Origin of the sequence: Sporomusa sp. (assembly GCF_035561155.1) — a bacterium.
Taxonomy (GTDB): Bacteria; Bacillota; Negativicutes; order Sporomusales; family Sporomusaceae; genus Sporomusa.
Map to the genome: position 1 here is coordinate 1 of NZ_DATMYD010000152.1, position 15,941 is coordinate 15,941.

Below are 15,941 nucleotides of genomic sequence, written 5' to 3' on the forward strand. Positions count from 1 at the left end.
ACTTAGCTTCAGGTGGGGTTTTAACCCCATCTGAAGGTTAGTCGCCCTTATCCAGGGACTTAGCCGCTCGCCTGTGCCCTTTGGGTATAACTCCCACTTGTAGAAGATGGGAGTCTTAGAGCGGGTTAGTCATCGGATAAATAATAAAGCAGGCCGAAGCCTGCTTATTAATCTTCCATATCTTCAGGAATGTCAAAGTTAGTATATACTTCTTGAATATCATCATGATCTTCAAGTGCATCCATAAGCTTCATCATTTTTACGCCCTCGTCGCCTAAGAGGCTCGCTGTAGTTTCCGGTACCATAGTAATCCGGGCAACCACTGTTTTTACATTATTTTTTTCTAAAGTTTCCTGCACCTTTTCAAAATCATCCGGAGCAGTAGTTATTTCAAACTGGTCGTCAGCTGCCTCAAAATCCTCTGCACCGGCATCCAGCACCATGAGCATTAATTCTTCTTCGTCAATCCCATCCTGTTCAACAATAAATAATCCTTTTTGTTTAAACATCCAGGAAACACAGCCAGATTCGCCGAGATTACCGCCGTATTTTGAAAACAAATGTCTTACATCGGCAGCCGTCCGGTTGCGATTATCAGTCATTGCTTCAACCATAATAGCAACACCGCCGGGACCATAACCTTCGTAGTTTATTTCTTCATAATTACTGCCCTCTAGGGCTCCCGCGCCTTTTTGAATAGCCCGTTGGATATTTTCTTTAGGTATGTTGTTTTCTCTCGCCTTTTGCAGCGCCAATTTTAGGCGCATGTTACCTGTTGGATCAGAGCCGCCCATTCTTACAGCAATGGTAATTTCACGACCAATCTTAGTAGTAACCTTGCCGCGTACGGCATCCATTTTGCCTTTTTTGTGTTTTATATTGGCCCATTTTGAATGTCCCGACATTGTAATACTCCTCTCAGACTATGTGAATCGCCAATATTGTAACATAATAGTAAAGGATTGGCAAAGCTCAATTTTCAAATCCATTCAATGATTACTTGCTTGCCTTTGTCCTCTAATACGGTTTTTAATTTATTTAATACCTGTGCCTTAATATTCATCTGCATCGGAAAGCTTGGATTCTGGTGGGCTGGATTAACAGCCAAACCGGCTAAAACCTTTATCTTATCAGCAGCAAGCAAGAGTTTAGCTAATAAAGTGGCGCCATCTTGTTTGTTGGAATTGCGTAAGTTTGTAGCTGTCAACCGGTCAACAGCAGCATTCAAAGTCAGTACTCCCTCGGTAACTAAATCTATGCCATCAATATAACCAATTGGCGGTATATGTGGGTCATGGCACGTCAAATCGACCTTGAGCGGGCAATTGGTAACTTTACTGACGATTTGGGCAGTGGTCCCCCCGGAAACTACTTTTTTCCCGCTCTCCGAGAGCAGTCGCTGGACATACTCTCCATCACGGGCTGAATCGGCGGGAGGTCCAGTAAATAAAGTTAATTGCTGGGGATAGCGCATCTTTACGACTAATGCTGTTGAATCATCGCCAGGCCGCCCGACATAGTAGCCTTCACAACAATTTATCAGGTGTTGGCCTATTGTCTCAGCATCACTTGTTTCATTACATTCAGATTCGATCTGGCCCGCCACGCCTTTCCAGCCCCACCCCAGTTTGAGCAGGCCGCCAATACCGGCGTGGAGAACGCCATCAGTGACAGCTACTAATATATCATCTTCCTGAAGCCAAAGCTCTCCTTCCCGGATGGTTTTGCCGCTCACTACCTTCTCATGGGTAGGAAACTGGAGTACTTTGCCGCAACGCACCAGAAAAGTGGCCGGGCAGTCAAACTCAACTACGGTTGTTTGCCCATCAGGAGCAATTTTGATAATATGCAAAGTCGAATAGGCAATTTTACGCTGCCGGCATACCGGCAGTGTTTCCGCGATGGTGTTTACGACATCTTCCAGCGGTATGCCGCGTTTGAGCATAACCGAGGCTATTTTTGTAGTCAGAGTAGCTAATATGTTGGCTTTAACACCACTGCCAAGACCGTCAGACATTACGATGATTGTTGCTTCCGGGGTTCTGACAATATCAACATTGTCACCGCACAATTCTTCACCGACTTTGGACAATTGGGCTAAACCGACTTCAGCGTGAAGCCTTTGCATTAGACTTCACCCTTGCCTTTGATCAGCATGATCAGTTCTAGAAGCGCTGACTTGGTTTCAGCTGTTGTTTCGCCCAGCAAACCAGCAATCTCTTGCGCAACATGCATCTGCTTGTTTATAATCTCAGTTGCTTTTTCCACAGTTTCAAGTTTCATTTGCTGCAGTTCCCGGCTTCTTTGTTCATGAGCAGTCACGTCAGTAATAATGGCAATAACCAGACCGTGTTCAGGCACGGGAATAATCATTTGTTCGGTAATGATGCCATATAAGGCATATTCCACTCTTTTACCCACAATCTTATGACCAAATTTTGCAGCTACAATAAAATCCGAGCATTCAAACAGCTCTGTTAGACTCATGCCTTTGTAAATTTCTTTAGCTGCACCAAACATTCGCTTAACGGCCGGATTAAATTCTTTAATTACCATTTTTTCATTAACGGCTATGATGGCATTTAATGAGTGTTCCACAATGATGTTAGCAAATGATTCCGCCTTTGAACGCATATAGGGCACACACATATCAAATTCGGCAAGACCTTGAAATATGGCAACAGCCTTAGCGCGGCAGCTATCATAACCACAAGCGCCACAATTTTTTTCATCTTTGACAGTAAATTTGCCCGTTTGTTTGAGAATGTCCTTTACCTCATCTTCTGAAGGCAGAATGGCATTAATCGGTTTAGCTTCGAAACAACGTGATAGCTCTATCTTACTAGCAGCGGCTGGGTATTGATACTTATCGCCTAGAGCATTCTTAGCATAAGCTATTACTTTATTCCGCTTAGTCTGCATTAATTGGCATGTCCCCATTGCCGGACCGCCGACACACCCGCCAGAGCAGGCCATCGCTTCGACAAACTTCGGGGTAAACTCTTGACTGCTCAAACCTTCAAATACTTCAAGACAATTTTCAATTCCATCGACTGTAATAACATCTTCACAGGCAGCTTGAGTAAGAAAAGGCAGTAGGATACCTCCAGTTATCGGAAAATACCGCCCAGAACCCGATGTTCCGGGCAATAACAGGGTACTTCCTGCTGTAACGGGTTTATCAACAATATCCGGCGCTTGCTGTAACCAGTCTTTTAGCTGTTCAAAGGTAATGACGGCATCAACCTGAGAGTCTAAAGCACTGCCTTCCGCAATTTTGGCGATACACGGCCCGGCAAATACGACAAAACTATCGTGTCCATACTGATTTTTAATCATTTTCGCATGGGCCAGCATAGGAGATATAACCGTAGCAAGGTTATTTACTAATTGAGGATAATATCGTTCTACAATATTCACAACAACCGGGCAGCAAGAGGAAATCATGGTGTGCGTTGAGGTATTACCGTTTTGCAGATATGTTCTATATACCTCTGAAATTTTTTCAGCTGCTTGAGCAGTTTCTGCCACAGCACTAACTCCGGCACGCGCTACACGTTCAGCCAAGTCTGCTAAAGTATATTCCGGAAAAGCGGCTATATAAGAGGGTGCAAGACTCAATATAACTCGTTTTCCACTCTCGATAGCTAACGACATTTTTTTCAGCTGGTTATCAACTTGTTTAGCTTGCTGCGGACATTCGCGAACACAACGTCCGCAAAGAATACACCTTTCTTCAATAACACGGGCATGGCCTTTATTGATACCAATTGCTTTAATAGGACAAGACCGCACACAGCGGAAGCAATCCCGGCAATTTACTTTGTGGGTTATGATGGTATTAATGTTATTCCCCCCCCAACACTCTTTCCACAAATATGTCATATACTTTTTCTTTAGCTACATTAGTTATAATCTCGTCATTTATTTTAATAACCACGCCTTCTGTACACCGGCCCTGACAAAAGTTTCCCTCAATATCTATCTCGCTCTGAACCTGGTATTTATCAATTAACGCTTTGAAGGCATTCAGTACACTGTATGACCCGCGCAAATGACAAGCACTCCCAAAGCAGATGGACAATTTTACCATCATTACACCTCAATATCTAGTGTGAAATATTTCACTTTCAAATTTATATTATATCAATTTGATTTATTTTACCCTAAAAACACTTAGTCCGCAACATGGGACTTGCTTCCACAAAATATTACATTGGAAAAACAATTACGCTCCTTATCCTGATAGCTTTATCCGTCTATACTTTTTGTGCTATTACGGCAATCCAATCTCCACCAACCTTATATTCTTCCCCAGTTAGACTATTCCATATATGTGCAATCTTAAAACCATTATTGGTTAATACTTCTGATATCGTTTGTAATGAATAATCATGAAACCACATATGGTATCTTTTCCATTCCCCATTTTCACGAATAATCGTATATTGATCTACCCATGTATCATATTCTGGATAATCAAATCCTTGTTCTAATACAATATGTTTTCCCGAATGCCAAAAACCTCCATCAAAAAAACGCCATCTATTCTTTAATCCTTCACGCTTTCTTAATTCACGGGTAGAAACGTCAAAAATGAATAAACCGTCTTTTTTCAATGCTTTATGAATAATTCTTAGTAATCGATCTCGATCTTCATTAGGAAAGGTACAGATTTCTCCATATACTTGCAAAACTCTATTAAACATTCCATCATAGTTAATATCAAAAAAGCTTCCCTGAATATATTCAATCTTCAGGCCTTGCTCTTCGGCTTTTCTCTGCGCATATTCTATTGACCTTTTTGATAGATCAATACCGATCATATTTATCCCAAATTGACAGAACCTGCTACTATATAACCCTGGACCACACCCCAGGTCTAATACTGTGTCACCTTGTTTTAAAAAAGAATTTTTTGTAAGATAATTAACTGTTTTTTCGATAGTTGCTAGTTTTCGGCTGGCACCGTCAAATTCAGGATTCAAATGCGCATCAAGCAAACTCTTAGAAATATAAGGATCATCCCAAAATAAATTTTCATCTTTTTCAAACAAGTTCGGTCTTTTAACCGAATCAGCCATACATTCAAATAATGTTTGAAAATGTTTCTCTATTTTTGCCATTCCAATAACCTCCCAATCCAAATGGTATTGACCATTTGTCACGGTCACATTAACATTGACTTTGGTTTCCGGAATTACATACGCGGCATCAGAAGGATCCTGATGCCGTCATCTTTCCACCTCAACGCAATGCCGCCCTCACCTGTTGAGGGCGGCAACCCAAAAAGCTCGTAATTTATCGCCCCGCTAATCGCTCAGTATTTATAATTTATTATCATACCCTATTTCATCATCAGAAAACTAGACTTTAACCATTCTAGCTAATCATTATCTTAATCTGTCAGATCTACACTTCTAAACATGCATCAAAATTATTAAAAGGAACGGTTGTCACGAAATGGCCAACCGCTATATACTAATTTTAGTAATAGTAAGTTTTTAGGCTCGTTCAAAGCGAGGTTAGTTAAAATAACGGGGTGAAAACTAATGCGGCAGGTTTACTCTACATTTGCAGAAAAAATGCATTTTATTGATATTGAGCATACTCATGTCCATTCTTTCGGGCATTTAGTCCTGCCATTACAAGGTACTCTAAACCTAAAAACGAGGCAGCGGTCGTTAATTGTTGACTATCAGCATATTCTTTTCTTGCCTCCGGAATGTGAGCATAGCTATTATTCCAAAGAACGAAATGAATTTTTAGTATTTTATATTCCGTATACTATGCTTTCACATAACTGTGCTGACGAAGTGAAGTATTTAGAGTTAGATGCCCGTTGGCGTGCATTACGTTTTCTGATGCTGAGCGAATGCCAAAACAAAAAAACGAATACGACAGCAATGAATCAACTACTCTATTATTCTTTTCAATTGATCCAGCAAAACCAGGAGTATCCATCAATTCGTTATCTTCAGGAGAACTATCATACCAGTATTCCGCTCAAAACATTAGCTATCTTGGAACATTATAACATTAGCTATTATAGCCAGTGGTTTCAGAAAAAAATGGGGGTTAGTGTGCAGGTATACCTGCAAAAGCTAAGGCTGCAGGAAGCCAAACGATTACTCCGGGAAACGAACTATAGTATTTTAGCCATTGCCCAACAAGTTGGGTATGAGCATCAGGCATCATTAACCAGAATCTTTAAGCAGTCTGAAGGTATGGCTCCCAGTGTTTATCGCAATAGTTCCATAAATAAGTAAAAATAATCTTGAATACGGTCAAAAGTACCCTCTTTATCGTGGCTATAATGAAGTGAGGCTGATGCCTTACTTTTTTTTATTTCACAATTTTGATTAGAAAGGAGAATCTGGAGTGTTTAAGCATAGTCAGTTACTAGTATTGAGCATCTCTGTTTTTTTGCTTATGTTAGGGGACGGAATGGTATTGGCTTTATTGCCAAAAACAGTTATCTCTTTGACCAACTCAAACTTATATGTTGGATATTTGGCGTCCACCTATGCGTTGGCTCAGGTTATGTCACAACTTCCTATAGGGATGCTTTCCGACCGGTGGGGTCCCAATTTTTTTGTACTGCTTGGGTATGTTCTAAGCTTCATCGCAGGATTATTATTCTACTTCACAAATGACGTGAACTTGATATTTTGGGGAAGAGTGTTGCAGGGAATTGCCGAGGCACCATTACTAAGCTTAGCACCAGCTTTATTATCAGTCCGCTATTCTGCAGATAAGGGGAAGGCGATTGGCATATATAATGCTTCTATTTACCTCGGGCTTACAGCAGGACCATTCCTCAGAGTAGTGCTACTCCAAGGGTGGTCTGATCATCAAATATTTTTACTGTATGCCGTATTGTGCCTCATTGGAGCTATCATCATTTGTTGTAGCATGAGAAACCAATTGGAAAGACAAAGTACTGTAAAAGAGGCTATGAATATCAACAGCTGCTTAACTCTAATGAAAAATCCACAGACTTTGGCTGTGCTTTGGGGTATTACGTTATACGGAGCAGGATTTGGTATATTTATGACTATTATTCCTGCCTTTTTGCTTACTCTAAAAGGCTATAATCAATCCAATATTAATATATTTTTTTCACTATTTTATGTTGCAATTAGCCTTGCTCAAATAACAATTGGCTGGCTGTCTGACAGATTAGGGCGTCTATTGTTTATGGTGCTTGGTATGTTAATCGCAGCAACAGGAACTGCTATATCCATCTACTTTGACCATCTTGCACTCACCGTTATTTTATGCTTCTCCAGTTTCGGTTTAGGAGCTTATTACCTTGCTTCTATGGCTTTTTTAAATGAAAAAGTACCTGCAAACTTTAAAGGAGCTATTTCGGGAATCTATTATATTTTCTGGGGAATAGGCATGTTTTGGGGGCCTTTGATTTTAACTGGTTACATACAAGCTAACAGCTATCAAGCTGGCTTTCAGATGTTTTCAGTGATATTAATGGCACAAGTTGTTTTACTATCCCTTGCCAAACCTTATCAGACTCAAACAATGAATGATATGCGATAAGCATAAAGAAAACACGGCTTGCGCCGAGCCTCTGGCGAAAGCGGAAGCCGATGTTGCTACAGGCCTAAAGGATTTCTGTATCGCATGGAGAAAATACCCAGTAGATAATAAACAAAAAAGGGGCCCATTCTCCATGCCCGTTTTGAAGCATGTAAAAAGGTTATTGTCCGCACATCCTCTGCTGACTGCCGCCGGAATAAGTTCAACTCTCTTCTTTTATTCCACAGGGTTTTATGATTACTGGCTGCTCACCTGGCTGGCCCCGCTGCCGGTCTGTCTGTACGCATTGCAAGCACCCGCAAAAAATGCGGCTTTGGCCGCTTTCATTGCTCACTGTATCGGCGCCTTGAACCAAATTGGCTACCTGCCCATTCCGGTCTTTGCCGGAACAACCGGTATGAGCGCCGCTGCCTTTGCCACTGGCGTTATGCTTTTTCGCTGCATGGCACAATCAGGCCGCCAGACTGTGGCTCCATTTGTATTCGCCGGCAGTTGGACAACCTATGAGTTCATCCGTTCTTTACTGTCATCCTTTGGCACCTTTGACAGCCTGGCCTACACCCAGGTTTTGAATCTCCCCATTATTCAGATGGCTTCTGTTACAGGGATCTGGGGCATTACCTTCCTGCTGATGCTTCTCCCCTCCAGTCTCGCTATACTATGGTGCTATCGCCGGAATTGGAGTGTCTGCCGGTTAACTGCGTTGCTCAGCGGCAGCTTATTTGCCTTGGTACTCCTCTTTGGCGTTATCCGTCTTTATACACCGGCAGACGGCCCCGGCATCAAAATCGGCCTGGCCACTATTCCCACAACAAGGGAACTCCTGCGAAGCCAGGACGCCCAAACCATAACCGATACACTGCGCCACTACAGTGACAGCGTAAATGTATTGGCAGACTCCGGAGCCCGGTTTATACTCCTGCCGGAGAAGCTGGCCGCCATAACCCCCGCAACTCGTCCGCCGAGCTTAGATATCTTGAGTGCCGCGGCCCGTAAGAACAACGTCACATTAATTGCCGGGTTAAGCAACCAGGAAGATAATCTTTACAACTCTGCTTTTTTATTTTCCCCGGATGGCGCTTTACTCCCGGCCTATCATAAACAGCACCTGCTGCCAGCCTATGAGAGTCGCTATACCCCAGGTACAAGTCTAGTTCTATTCAACATCACCGATGCAAGTTCTGGAGGACTTGCCATCTGCAAGGATATGGACTTTGGCCAGCCGGCCAGAGAATACAGCCGCCAGGGAGCAGGCATCCTGTTCGTACCAGCGCTGGATTTCCATGAAGACGGCTGGCTGCACGCCCGCATTGCCGTCATGCGGGGTGTGGAAGGTGACTACGCCGTTGCCCGCACTGCACAGTGGGGCCTTTTGACAATCAGCGACAGCCGGGGCCGCATCATTGGCTTAACCGCCGCAGACACTACAACCGGCGAAGCTTCCCTATTGAAAGAAGTGACCATGGGTGAAGGCCGGTCATTTTACAGCCGCACAGGTGATTGGCTCGCCTGGCTCTGCCTGCTGATTACAATTACAGCAGTTATCTGAATCTGCCAGAGAAAAATGAGTTAACTCTACACAAAAAATCCTTTGCAGTTAACCTGCAAAGGATTTTTTGTTTCGCCAGTCTTATTTAACGTCTTCCAGAGAATCTTTTAAATCTCTCACCCGATCTAGACTTTTGGGAGACAGAAATTCCTAAAATTACATTCCTAAATAATTCATTACCGAATCCAGCAAGTCCGGCACAGCCGTAGCAGCTAACAAAAGTACGGTTAATAAAATCAACACAATTGTAAAAACCCAGGAAACCACATTGTACATGCGCGAATTTGAATAATCCCCCATTATATTCTTATCACTGGCGATTAAAACCATAAAGATTAAGATAGGAGGCAATAATACGCCATTTACCACCTGCGAGGTAAGCATAACATGATAAAGTGACAATCCAGGCCACAGCACTAAGGCGGCACCTATAGCTATCAGTGCTGTGTACAGTCCAAAAAATACTGGAGCTTCTTCATACGACTTACTAATACCATGTTCAAAACCAAACGCTTCGCAAATAGCGTAGGCGGTACTAAGCGGCAGAATAAACGCCGCAAGCATGGAGGCGCCAAATAAACCGAAAGCAAAAAGCATGCTAGCGTATTTTCCAGCTAGTGGCTCCAAGGCAAGTGCTGCATCTTTAGCTGTTTCGATTGATATATTGTTAACATACAAAGTAGCAGCAGTAGCCACGATGATAAAGAACGCAATAAATCCGGTAAAGAAAGATCCGATAAAGACATCCCATCGAGTGTAGACGTAATCTTTTGCCGTTATCCCCTTATCTACGATCGAAGCCTGAACGTAAAACTGCCCCCATGGCGTAATTGTTGTTCCAATTACTCCGACCGCCATGAGAAGAAATTCGGCATTCCGGGAGAAAGATGGTGTTACTGAGGCAACCATTACTTCCTGCCAAGGCGGGTTAACAATCACACCTGATAATACATAGCTCAAAAAAGTTACACACAAAGCAAGAAAAATTTTCTCAAGCCGATCATAACTTCCCTTTATAACCAACCACCAGACCACCCCAGCCATTAAAGGTACTGAAAAATATTTGTTCACACCAAATATTTCAAAACTTGTGGCAATACCCGAAAATTCGGAGGCGGTTGTGCCAATGTTAGCAATAAGGAGTACAACCATTGCAAACAGTGTCCATCTTACACCAAATTGTTCGCGGATTAGGTCTGCAAGCCCCTTACCGGTGATAGCTCCAGTGCGCGCCGAAATCTCCTGCGCAATAGCCAAACAAACAGTAGCAACAAACATAGTAAACAAAAGCGTATAGCCGTATTTTGCTCCTGCGGCCGCATAGGTAGCAACTCCGCCTGCGTCATTATCGGCAAAAGCAGTCACAATACCCGGCCCCATAACAGATAAAAAAATGCCAATACGTCCGCGAATACCTTTAACCATTTTCACTATCACCACCTCCAGAGCCGTCTATTGACAATGTACCCAGAACTTACATCCCCTCTGCCGCGCTCAGGAATTAATGTTTCTAACACATCGTCAACTGTTATGATTCCTAGCATTGTACTTTGCTCGTCAACCACGGGAACTGCCAGTAACCCGTACTTGTGGATAACGTCTGCCACCCTTCGGTGATTGTCATCATGCCGCACATAAATCACTTTTTCATGCATGATATTGTCTAACTTAGCCTGAGGCGATGCCAGAATAAGTTCACGTAAAGAAAGTGCTCCCAGCAACGTTTCTTTGTCATCAAGAACATAAATATAATAAATCGTCTCTGCCGTGGGAGCTAGCTCGCGTATTTTCTCAATTGCTTCTTCGGCTGTAATATTGGCGGACAACGCGATATACTCGGTAGTCATTAAAGCTCCTGCCGTGTCATCAGGATAATTCATTAACTCCTGAACTTCCTCGGCATCATCAGAGTCCATTAATCTCAGCAATTCCTGTGATTTTTCGTCCGGAAGCTCACCTAATATGTCAGCAGCTTCATCTGGCGGCATATCCTCCAAAAGGTCTGAAGCTTGATCCTGATCCATCTGGCTGATAATCTCGATCTGCGTATCCAGGTCCATTTCCGCCAGCGCTTCAATGGCCTGTCTCGAGTCTAAATTCTTAATGAAACTAACCCGGCTGTTATAGTCCAACTGCTCGACAATGTCCGCAATATCGGCGGGATGTAGCTGACTGAACTGTTCTTTATCACGGCTAAGTTGCAGGCTGGATGTCCGGTTCTCCAATGGCTTAATAAACTGCCAGCCAATAAAGTTGTGCTCCATATTTTTAACCAAAAATTCTAAACCGACACGCCTGAATAATCCTCGTACGCCAATATCTACGGCCATTAATACTAAGCCCCGTTGATTCTCATGCGCTACCCACGTTAAGGTTATGTCGTTGACCCGAACCAGTTTGGACCCTTTAAAATCAATAATCTGCTTATCAAGCAACCATCTGCGGACATAAATTTCATCATCTTGCAGCGGGAGCAATATATCTGGCGCAAACTCTCGGGCAAGTTGTAAATGCTTACCATTCACTTCTGATACAAATTGTATAGGAACCAACCCCTGGGTATTTCGCCCGTACTTGATTCCGGTTACTCGCGGTGCTGCGCCATCCCATTTTACTACCATGTCTTTAACTTTACCGATGCGCCGCCCAGCACCGTCAAGAATTGGTTTTCCCAGGAGTTGACTGAAATAAAAATCACCGATAATCGCTACCATATTCATAATGTTACCTCCTATTATGCATAGGTCCGGCCTAACAACTTTACTTTTAACGATAGGCAGAACTTTTGCTCGTTACGTTTGGTACTACTCTCAGGGCCGGAATCCACAACACCACCACCTTAGACATCGGAGTATTCATAAAGATAGACTTAGCTTCAGGTGGGGTTTTAACCCCACCTGAAGTTTAGTCGACCTTATCCAGGGACTTAGCCGCTCGCCTGTGCCCTTTGGGTATAACTCCCGCTTGTAGAAGCGGGAGCTTAGAGCGGTTTAGTCATCGGATAAAAAAAGATAGACCTCTTCTGTTTATGAAGAAGGTCTATTAGTAATCAATAAGTATCGATGTTTACGACCTTCTCTACTCGTTTAGTTTTAGCACTGCATAACGTAGAGCGAATTCTCGCTCAGCCACATTAAGTAAAACCTTAATTCGGTAGTACCTGTTAACCCATTGGCGTCTCTCGACGTTTCCGGGCAGTGGCATTTTTTTATGCAGGAGCCTCACCTAACAGAGAATTGTTTAGTTTAGTACAGTGTATGATTTAACAGATATAAATGTTAACACCATAAGAAAAACTTTAACATTTATTGTTAACAGGTAATCATAGCCTTTCCTTATTAGTTCAATTTTATAGATTAGCCGCCTACCAGCCATATCTGATAAAAAACCAGCGTTTGACGTATTCCACAATCACTAGGTATAAGACAACCAATCCGGCGATAGCCGCAAGATAAAATGGTGGCAGCGGCACGAAGCCGAAAAATTCGCCGAGGGGCGTGTACGGAATGATAAGGCCAACGATCGCGCAACCGGTGGTGGTCAGGATCAGCCACTTGCTGGCATGGCTTTTCAATATACCATAGCGCGAGCGGATAATGTGAATCACCAGCACCTGAGTAGCCAGCGACTCGACGAACCAACCAGTCTGGAATAGACCCTCGTTTGCCTTGAATACATATAAGAACAAGCCGAAGGTGAGAAGATCAAAGATAGAACTAACCGGTCCGAAAATAAGCATGAAGTGTCGGATGAATTTAATGTCCCATCGGCGGGGCCGCTTGATGTAGTCGTCATCCACCGAGTCGGTGGGTATGCTCACTTGGGAAAAGTCGTAGAGCAGGTTGTTGAGCAGTATCTGCACAGGCAACATTGGCAAAAAAGGCACCATTAGCGAAGCAAAAGACATGCTGAACATATTGCCGAAGTTGGAGCTTGTGCCCATCATGATATACTTCATGGTGTTTGCGAAGGTCCGTCGGCCTTCGATGACGCCATCTTTTAGTGCCGACAGGCTCTTTTCCATCAGGATAATGGCTGCCGCTTCCTTGGCGACATCTACCGCATTGTCGACTGATATGCCAACATCGGCAGCCCTAAGCGATGGGGCGTCGTTGATCCCGTCCCCGATATAGCCCACCACGTGGCCCTTGTGCTTGAGGATATGAATAATGCGATTCTTTTGCACCGGATTGAGTCGCGCAAATACGGCAGTGGTGTCGATAACCCGCGCCAACGCCTCCTCAGAAAGTTTGTCTATCTCAGTGCCTGTAAGAATAATATCTACCGGAATGCCAACTTCCTGGCAGACCTTCCGGGCGACGATTTCGTTGTCACCAGTAAGAATTTTGACATTCACGCCAAGAGCATGTAGAGCGGTGATGGTATCACCGGCCGTCGCTCTGGGAGGATCAAAAAAGGCTAAAAACCCGCTAAAAATCAGTCCATCTTCGTCACTGACCTCAAACGTAGCTTGCTGCTTATCCACCGGTTTATAGGCCATAGCGATAACCCGGTAACCTTTTTCACTATCAGCAGCAAAGCGGGACTGAATGTTCTGCAGCACATCATCTGTTAGCGGCTTGACGTCCGTCCCATCGAGGTAACGGTCACAATGGAGCAGTAGGCTTTCCGGCGCCCCTTTGGTTAGTAGCAGACGCTCATCACCATGATCCACCACTACCGACAGCATGCGCCGCACAAAGTCGAAGGGAATTTCGTCCATCTTGGTGTATTCTGTCGCCTCTTCCGGCTGGCGGAAGGCGGCGATGGCCAGATCCAGCGGGTTCTTCATACCGCCCTGCAGTGTGCTGTTGAGGTAGGCGTGCAGAAACGCCTGGCTTTCATTGCCATTATAATCGGTACAACTAACCATTTGGAACTCGCCCTCAGTGAGTGTGCCGGTCTTATCGGAACAGAGTACATCCATACTACCGAAGTTCTGAATGGCAGCCAACCATTTGACGATAACCCCTTTGTGCGACATAGCCACTGCGCCGTTGGCCAGGTTGATGGTCATAATCATAGGCAGCAATTCGGGGGTAATGCCCACCGAAATGGCCAGCGCGAACAGGAAGGACGCAAAGATACTGTGCTGCTGGAAAGCATTGATAAAGAAGATAATCAATACCAGTACAATAATGATCCGCATCAACATCAGGCTGAATTCCCGGATGCCACGCTGGAATTCGGTTTCCGGCGGAGTCATGGTCAACGTATTTGCGATCTTGCCGATCTCGGTTCCCTTGCCAGTGGCCACTATTACCGCGGTCGCAAAACCACTGGTGACGTTGGAGCCCATAAACACAGCATGAGTCATTTCGGTGAGCCCCGTCTCCGGTTTTGCGCCCAGATCAGCTTCTTTGTTCGCAGGGAAGGACTCCCCGGTGAGCGAGGCTTGGTTGACATAGAGATCTTTGATAGTAATAATCCGCGCGTCCCCAGGGACAATGTCGCCTGCCGTAAGATAGATTATGTCCCCCGGCACAATCTTATCCAGTGGAACATCTTGTTTGATGCCATCCCTAAGAGCGGTGGCGTGCACCGCCACTTGTTGCCTGAGGGCAACAGCGGCTTTGCCTGAGCGATGTTCATGATAAAACTGTAGAATGACGCTCAGCACCACCAGAACAGCAATGATCAACGCCCCATTTAATTCGCCCAGAAAGTAGGACATGATGGCGGAAACCAACAGAATGGCTACCAGAGGATTTTAAAACAGTCGTAAAAAAGCGATGGCGGCGTTGGCGGTATCCTGTTGCCCCAACACATTGTGACCGTAAAGATCCAGGCGCCTTTTAGCTTCCGCTGCGGTCAGTCCTTGGTCACTAGTAGCGAGCTCACTATACATTTCATCTAACGATTTATTTAGTATGTTCATGCTGTAGCCACCTTTCGTGGTAACACTTCTTTGTATGGGAAGGGTGGTTTTGGAATCCATCCTTACCACCTCCCAATAATAAAAGACCTTCCCTGCGGAAGGTCTTACACAATACAAAATAAAGAGCTACTTTAACCTTCCAGTCGTCTAAGTTTTAGCACTGCACAACGTAGAGCAAAATCTCAAACTCAGCCACCTTAAGTAATACCTTAATTCGATAATACCTGTTCTACCCATTGGCATCTCTCGATGTTTCCGGGCAGTGGCCTGTGTTCATGCAGGAACCTCACCTAACGGATAGTATTTAGTTTTCTTTAGTTATTCTACTACCATGAAAATGAATTAGCAACCCTAAAATGCTAAAAGTGCTTAATTTTTATATAATTTTTACAACAACTTAATATATGGCCTTAATACTCTAAATATCTGATTATAGCTATGAATATCTACCGTATACATTAGCCGCAGAAAAGAATGAAAATACTCCAACGCTTGTTCTCGCAATAGGGTATTTTTCTCGCGAAAACAAGATAACTTAAGATAAATTCGGCAAGGTTGGGTAGAAGCATGGTGAAGAAATCAAAAAAGCCTGCAAGGTAAAAACCTCGCAAGCCATGATTTTACTGGTGGAGATAAGCGGGATCGAACCGCTGACCTCTTGAATGCCATTCAAGCGCTCTCCCAGCTGAGCTATATCCCCATGTCATTGTTTCATGAAGTGATCTTGGGTAACTAGCATTCCCTCAAAACCAAACAATGTAAGATTTGTGCATCTGCCAAGATGTACCGACCTGGAATACCGGGTCTTATTTCATACCCGAGTTCTCCCTAGAAAGGAGGTGATCCAGCCGCACCTTCCGATACGGCTACCTTGTTACGACTTCACCCCAATCATCGGCCCCACCTTAGACGGCTAGTTCCATTGCTGGTTACCCCACCGGCTTCGGGTGTGACTGA

General features: G+C 44.1%; 12 protein-coding genes, 1 tRNA gene, 1 rRNA gene and 2 riboswitches. Of the genes, 3 read left to right on the top strand and 11 right to left on the bottom strand.

Annotated features, from left to right (window positions below; translation table 11 throughout):
• Positions 1-167: 167 nt before the first annotated feature.
• The 5 genes from VN447_RS20265 to VN447_RS20285 form a co-directional block, all read right to left on the bottom strand.
• The gene (locus VN447_RS20265; protein WP_325527718.1) at positions 168-905 is read right to left on the bottom strand and encodes a YebC/PmpR family DNA-binding transcriptional regulator; all 738 of its coding nucleotides are present in this window, start codon (positions 903-905) and stop codon (positions 168-170) included.
• A 74-nt stretch (positions 906-979) separates the two neighbouring features.
• Positions 980-2,128, bottom strand: a complete 1,149-nt coding sequence (locus tag VN447_RS20270; protein ID WP_325527720.1) for a SpoIIE family protein phosphatase — start codon at positions 2,126-2,128, stop codon at positions 980-982.
• On the bottom strand, positions 2,128-3,885 hold the full coding sequence (locus tag VN447_RS20275; RefSeq protein ID WP_325527722.1) for a [Fe-Fe] hydrogenase large subunit C-terminal domain-containing protein: 1,758 nt from the start codon (positions 3,883-3,885) through the stop codon (positions 2,128-2,130). The genes VN447_RS20270 and VN447_RS20275 overlap by 1 nt, the downstream gene beginning before the upstream one ends.
• A complete protein-coding gene (locus tag VN447_RS20280; RefSeq protein WP_325527724.1) occupies positions 3,848-4,096 on the bottom strand; it encodes a (2Fe-2S) ferredoxin domain-containing protein in 249 nt (82 codons plus the stop codon). The genes VN447_RS20275 and VN447_RS20280 overlap by 38 nt, the downstream gene beginning before the upstream one ends.
• A gap of 163 nt (positions 4,097-4,259) precedes the next feature.
• A complete protein-coding gene (locus VN447_RS20285) occupies positions 4,260-5,126 on the bottom strand; it encodes a methyltransferase domain-containing protein (RefSeq protein WP_325527726.1) in 867 nt (288 codons plus the stop codon).
• Between the two features lie 426 nt (positions 5,127-5,552).
• Between VN447_RS20285 and VN447_RS20290 the strand changes: the two genes are divergently transcribed.
• The 3 genes from VN447_RS20290 to VN447_RS20300 all read left to right on the top strand — a co-directional run bounded on the left by VN447_RS20290 (position 5,553) and on the right by VN447_RS20300 (position 9,106).
• Positions 5,553-6,269 (top strand): AraC family transcriptional regulator, encoded by a 717-nt coding sequence (locus VN447_RS20290; protein WP_325527728.1) that lies wholly within the window; start codon positions 5,553-5,555, stop codon positions 6,267-6,269.
• 112 nt (positions 6,270-6,381) lie between these two features.
• On the top strand, positions 6,382-7,557 hold the full coding sequence (locus tag VN447_RS20295; protein WP_325527730.1) for an MFS transporter: 1,176 nt from the start codon (positions 6,382-6,384) through the stop codon (positions 7,555-7,557).
• A gap of 133 nt (positions 7,558-7,690) precedes the next feature.
• A complete protein-coding gene (locus VN447_RS20300; RefSeq protein ID WP_325527732.1) occupies positions 7,691-9,106 on the top strand; it encodes a nitrilase-related carbon-nitrogen hydrolase in 1,416 nt (471 codons plus the stop codon).
• A gap of 156 nt (positions 9,107-9,262) precedes the next feature.
• Here VN447_RS20300 and VN447_RS20305 read toward each other — a convergent pair whose 3' ends face one another.
• The 6 genes from VN447_RS20305 to VN447_RS20330 form a co-directional block, all read right to left on the bottom strand.
• On the bottom strand, positions 9,263-10,531 hold the full coding sequence (locus VN447_RS20305; protein ID WP_325527738.1) for an Nramp family divalent metal transporter: 1,269 nt from the start codon (positions 10,529-10,531) through the stop codon (positions 9,263-9,265).
• Between the two features lie 8 nt (positions 10,532-10,539).
• Positions 10,540-11,826 carry a magnesium transporter gene (locus VN447_RS20310; RefSeq protein ID WP_325527734.1) on the bottom strand — a complete coding sequence of 429 codons (1,287 nt, stop codon included), beginning with the start codon at positions 11,824-11,826 and terminating at the stop codon, positions 10,540-10,542.
• Positions 11,827-12,176: 350 nt separating this feature from the next.
• Positions 12,177-12,346: riboswitch (M-box (ykoK) riboswitch) on the bottom strand.
• A 124-nt stretch (positions 12,347-12,470) separates the two neighbouring features.
• Positions 12,471-14,810, bottom strand: coding sequence for a magnesium-translocating P-type ATPase (mgtA, locus tag VN447_RS20315; protein ID WP_325527740.1), 2,340 nt, complete (start codon positions 14,808-14,810; stop codon positions 12,471-12,473).
• A 6-nt stretch (positions 14,811-14,816) separates the two neighbouring features.
• On the bottom strand, positions 14,817-15,044 hold the full coding sequence (locus VN447_RS20320; protein WP_325527736.1) for a cation-transporting P-type ATPase: 228 nt from the start codon (positions 15,042-15,044) through the stop codon (positions 14,817-14,819).
• Between the two features lie 71 nt (positions 15,045-15,115).
• Positions 15,116-15,289: riboswitch (M-box (ykoK) riboswitch) on the bottom strand.
• A gap of 319 nt (positions 15,290-15,608) precedes the next feature.
• Positions 15,609-15,684, bottom strand: a tRNA-Ala gene (locus tag VN447_RS20325).
• Between the two features lie 132 nt (positions 15,685-15,816).
• Positions 15,817-15,941, bottom strand: a 16S ribosomal RNA gene (locus VN447_RS20330); the annotation flags it as partial.

Bases quoted from the DNA above. Each gene is read 5' to 3' on its own strand.
- VN447_RS20310 (WP_325527734.1), bottom strand. From the start codon at position 11,826: ATGAATATGGTAGCGATTATCGGTGATTTTTATTTCAGTCAACTCCTG.
- VN447_RS20270 (WP_325527720.1), bottom strand. From the start codon at position 2,128: ATGCAAAGGCTTCACGCTGAAGTCGGTTTAGCCCAATTGTCCAAAGTC.
- VN447_RS20275 (WP_325527722.1), bottom strand. From the start codon at position 3,885: ATGACATATTTGTGGAAAGAGTGTTGGGGGGGGAATAACATTAATACC.
- VN447_RS20300 (WP_325527732.1), top strand. From the start codon at position 7,691: ATGCCCGTTTTGAAGCATGTAAAAAGGTTATTGTCCGCACATCCTCTG.
- VN447_RS20305 (WP_325527738.1), bottom strand. From the start codon at position 10,531: ATGGTTAAAGGTATTCGCGGACGTATTGGCATTTTTTTATCTGTTATG.
- VN447_RS20265 (WP_325527718.1), bottom strand. From the start codon at position 905: ATGTCGGGACATTCAAAATGGGCCAATATAAAACACAAAAAAGGCAAA.
- VN447_RS20280 (WP_325527724.1), bottom strand. From the start codon at position 4,096: ATGATGGTAAAATTGTCCATCTGCTTTGGGAGTGCTTGTCATTTGCGC.
- VN447_RS20285 (WP_325527726.1), bottom strand. From the start codon at position 5,126: ATGGCAAAAATAGAGAAACATTTTCAAACATTATTTGAATGTATGGCT.
- VN447_RS20320 (WP_325527736.1), bottom strand. From the start codon at position 15,044: ATGGATTCCAAAACCACCCTTCCCATACAAAGAAGTGTTACCACGAAA.
- VN447_RS20290 (WP_325527728.1), top strand. From the start codon at position 5,553: ATGCGGCAGGTTTACTCTACATTTGCAGAAAAAATGCATTTTATTGAT.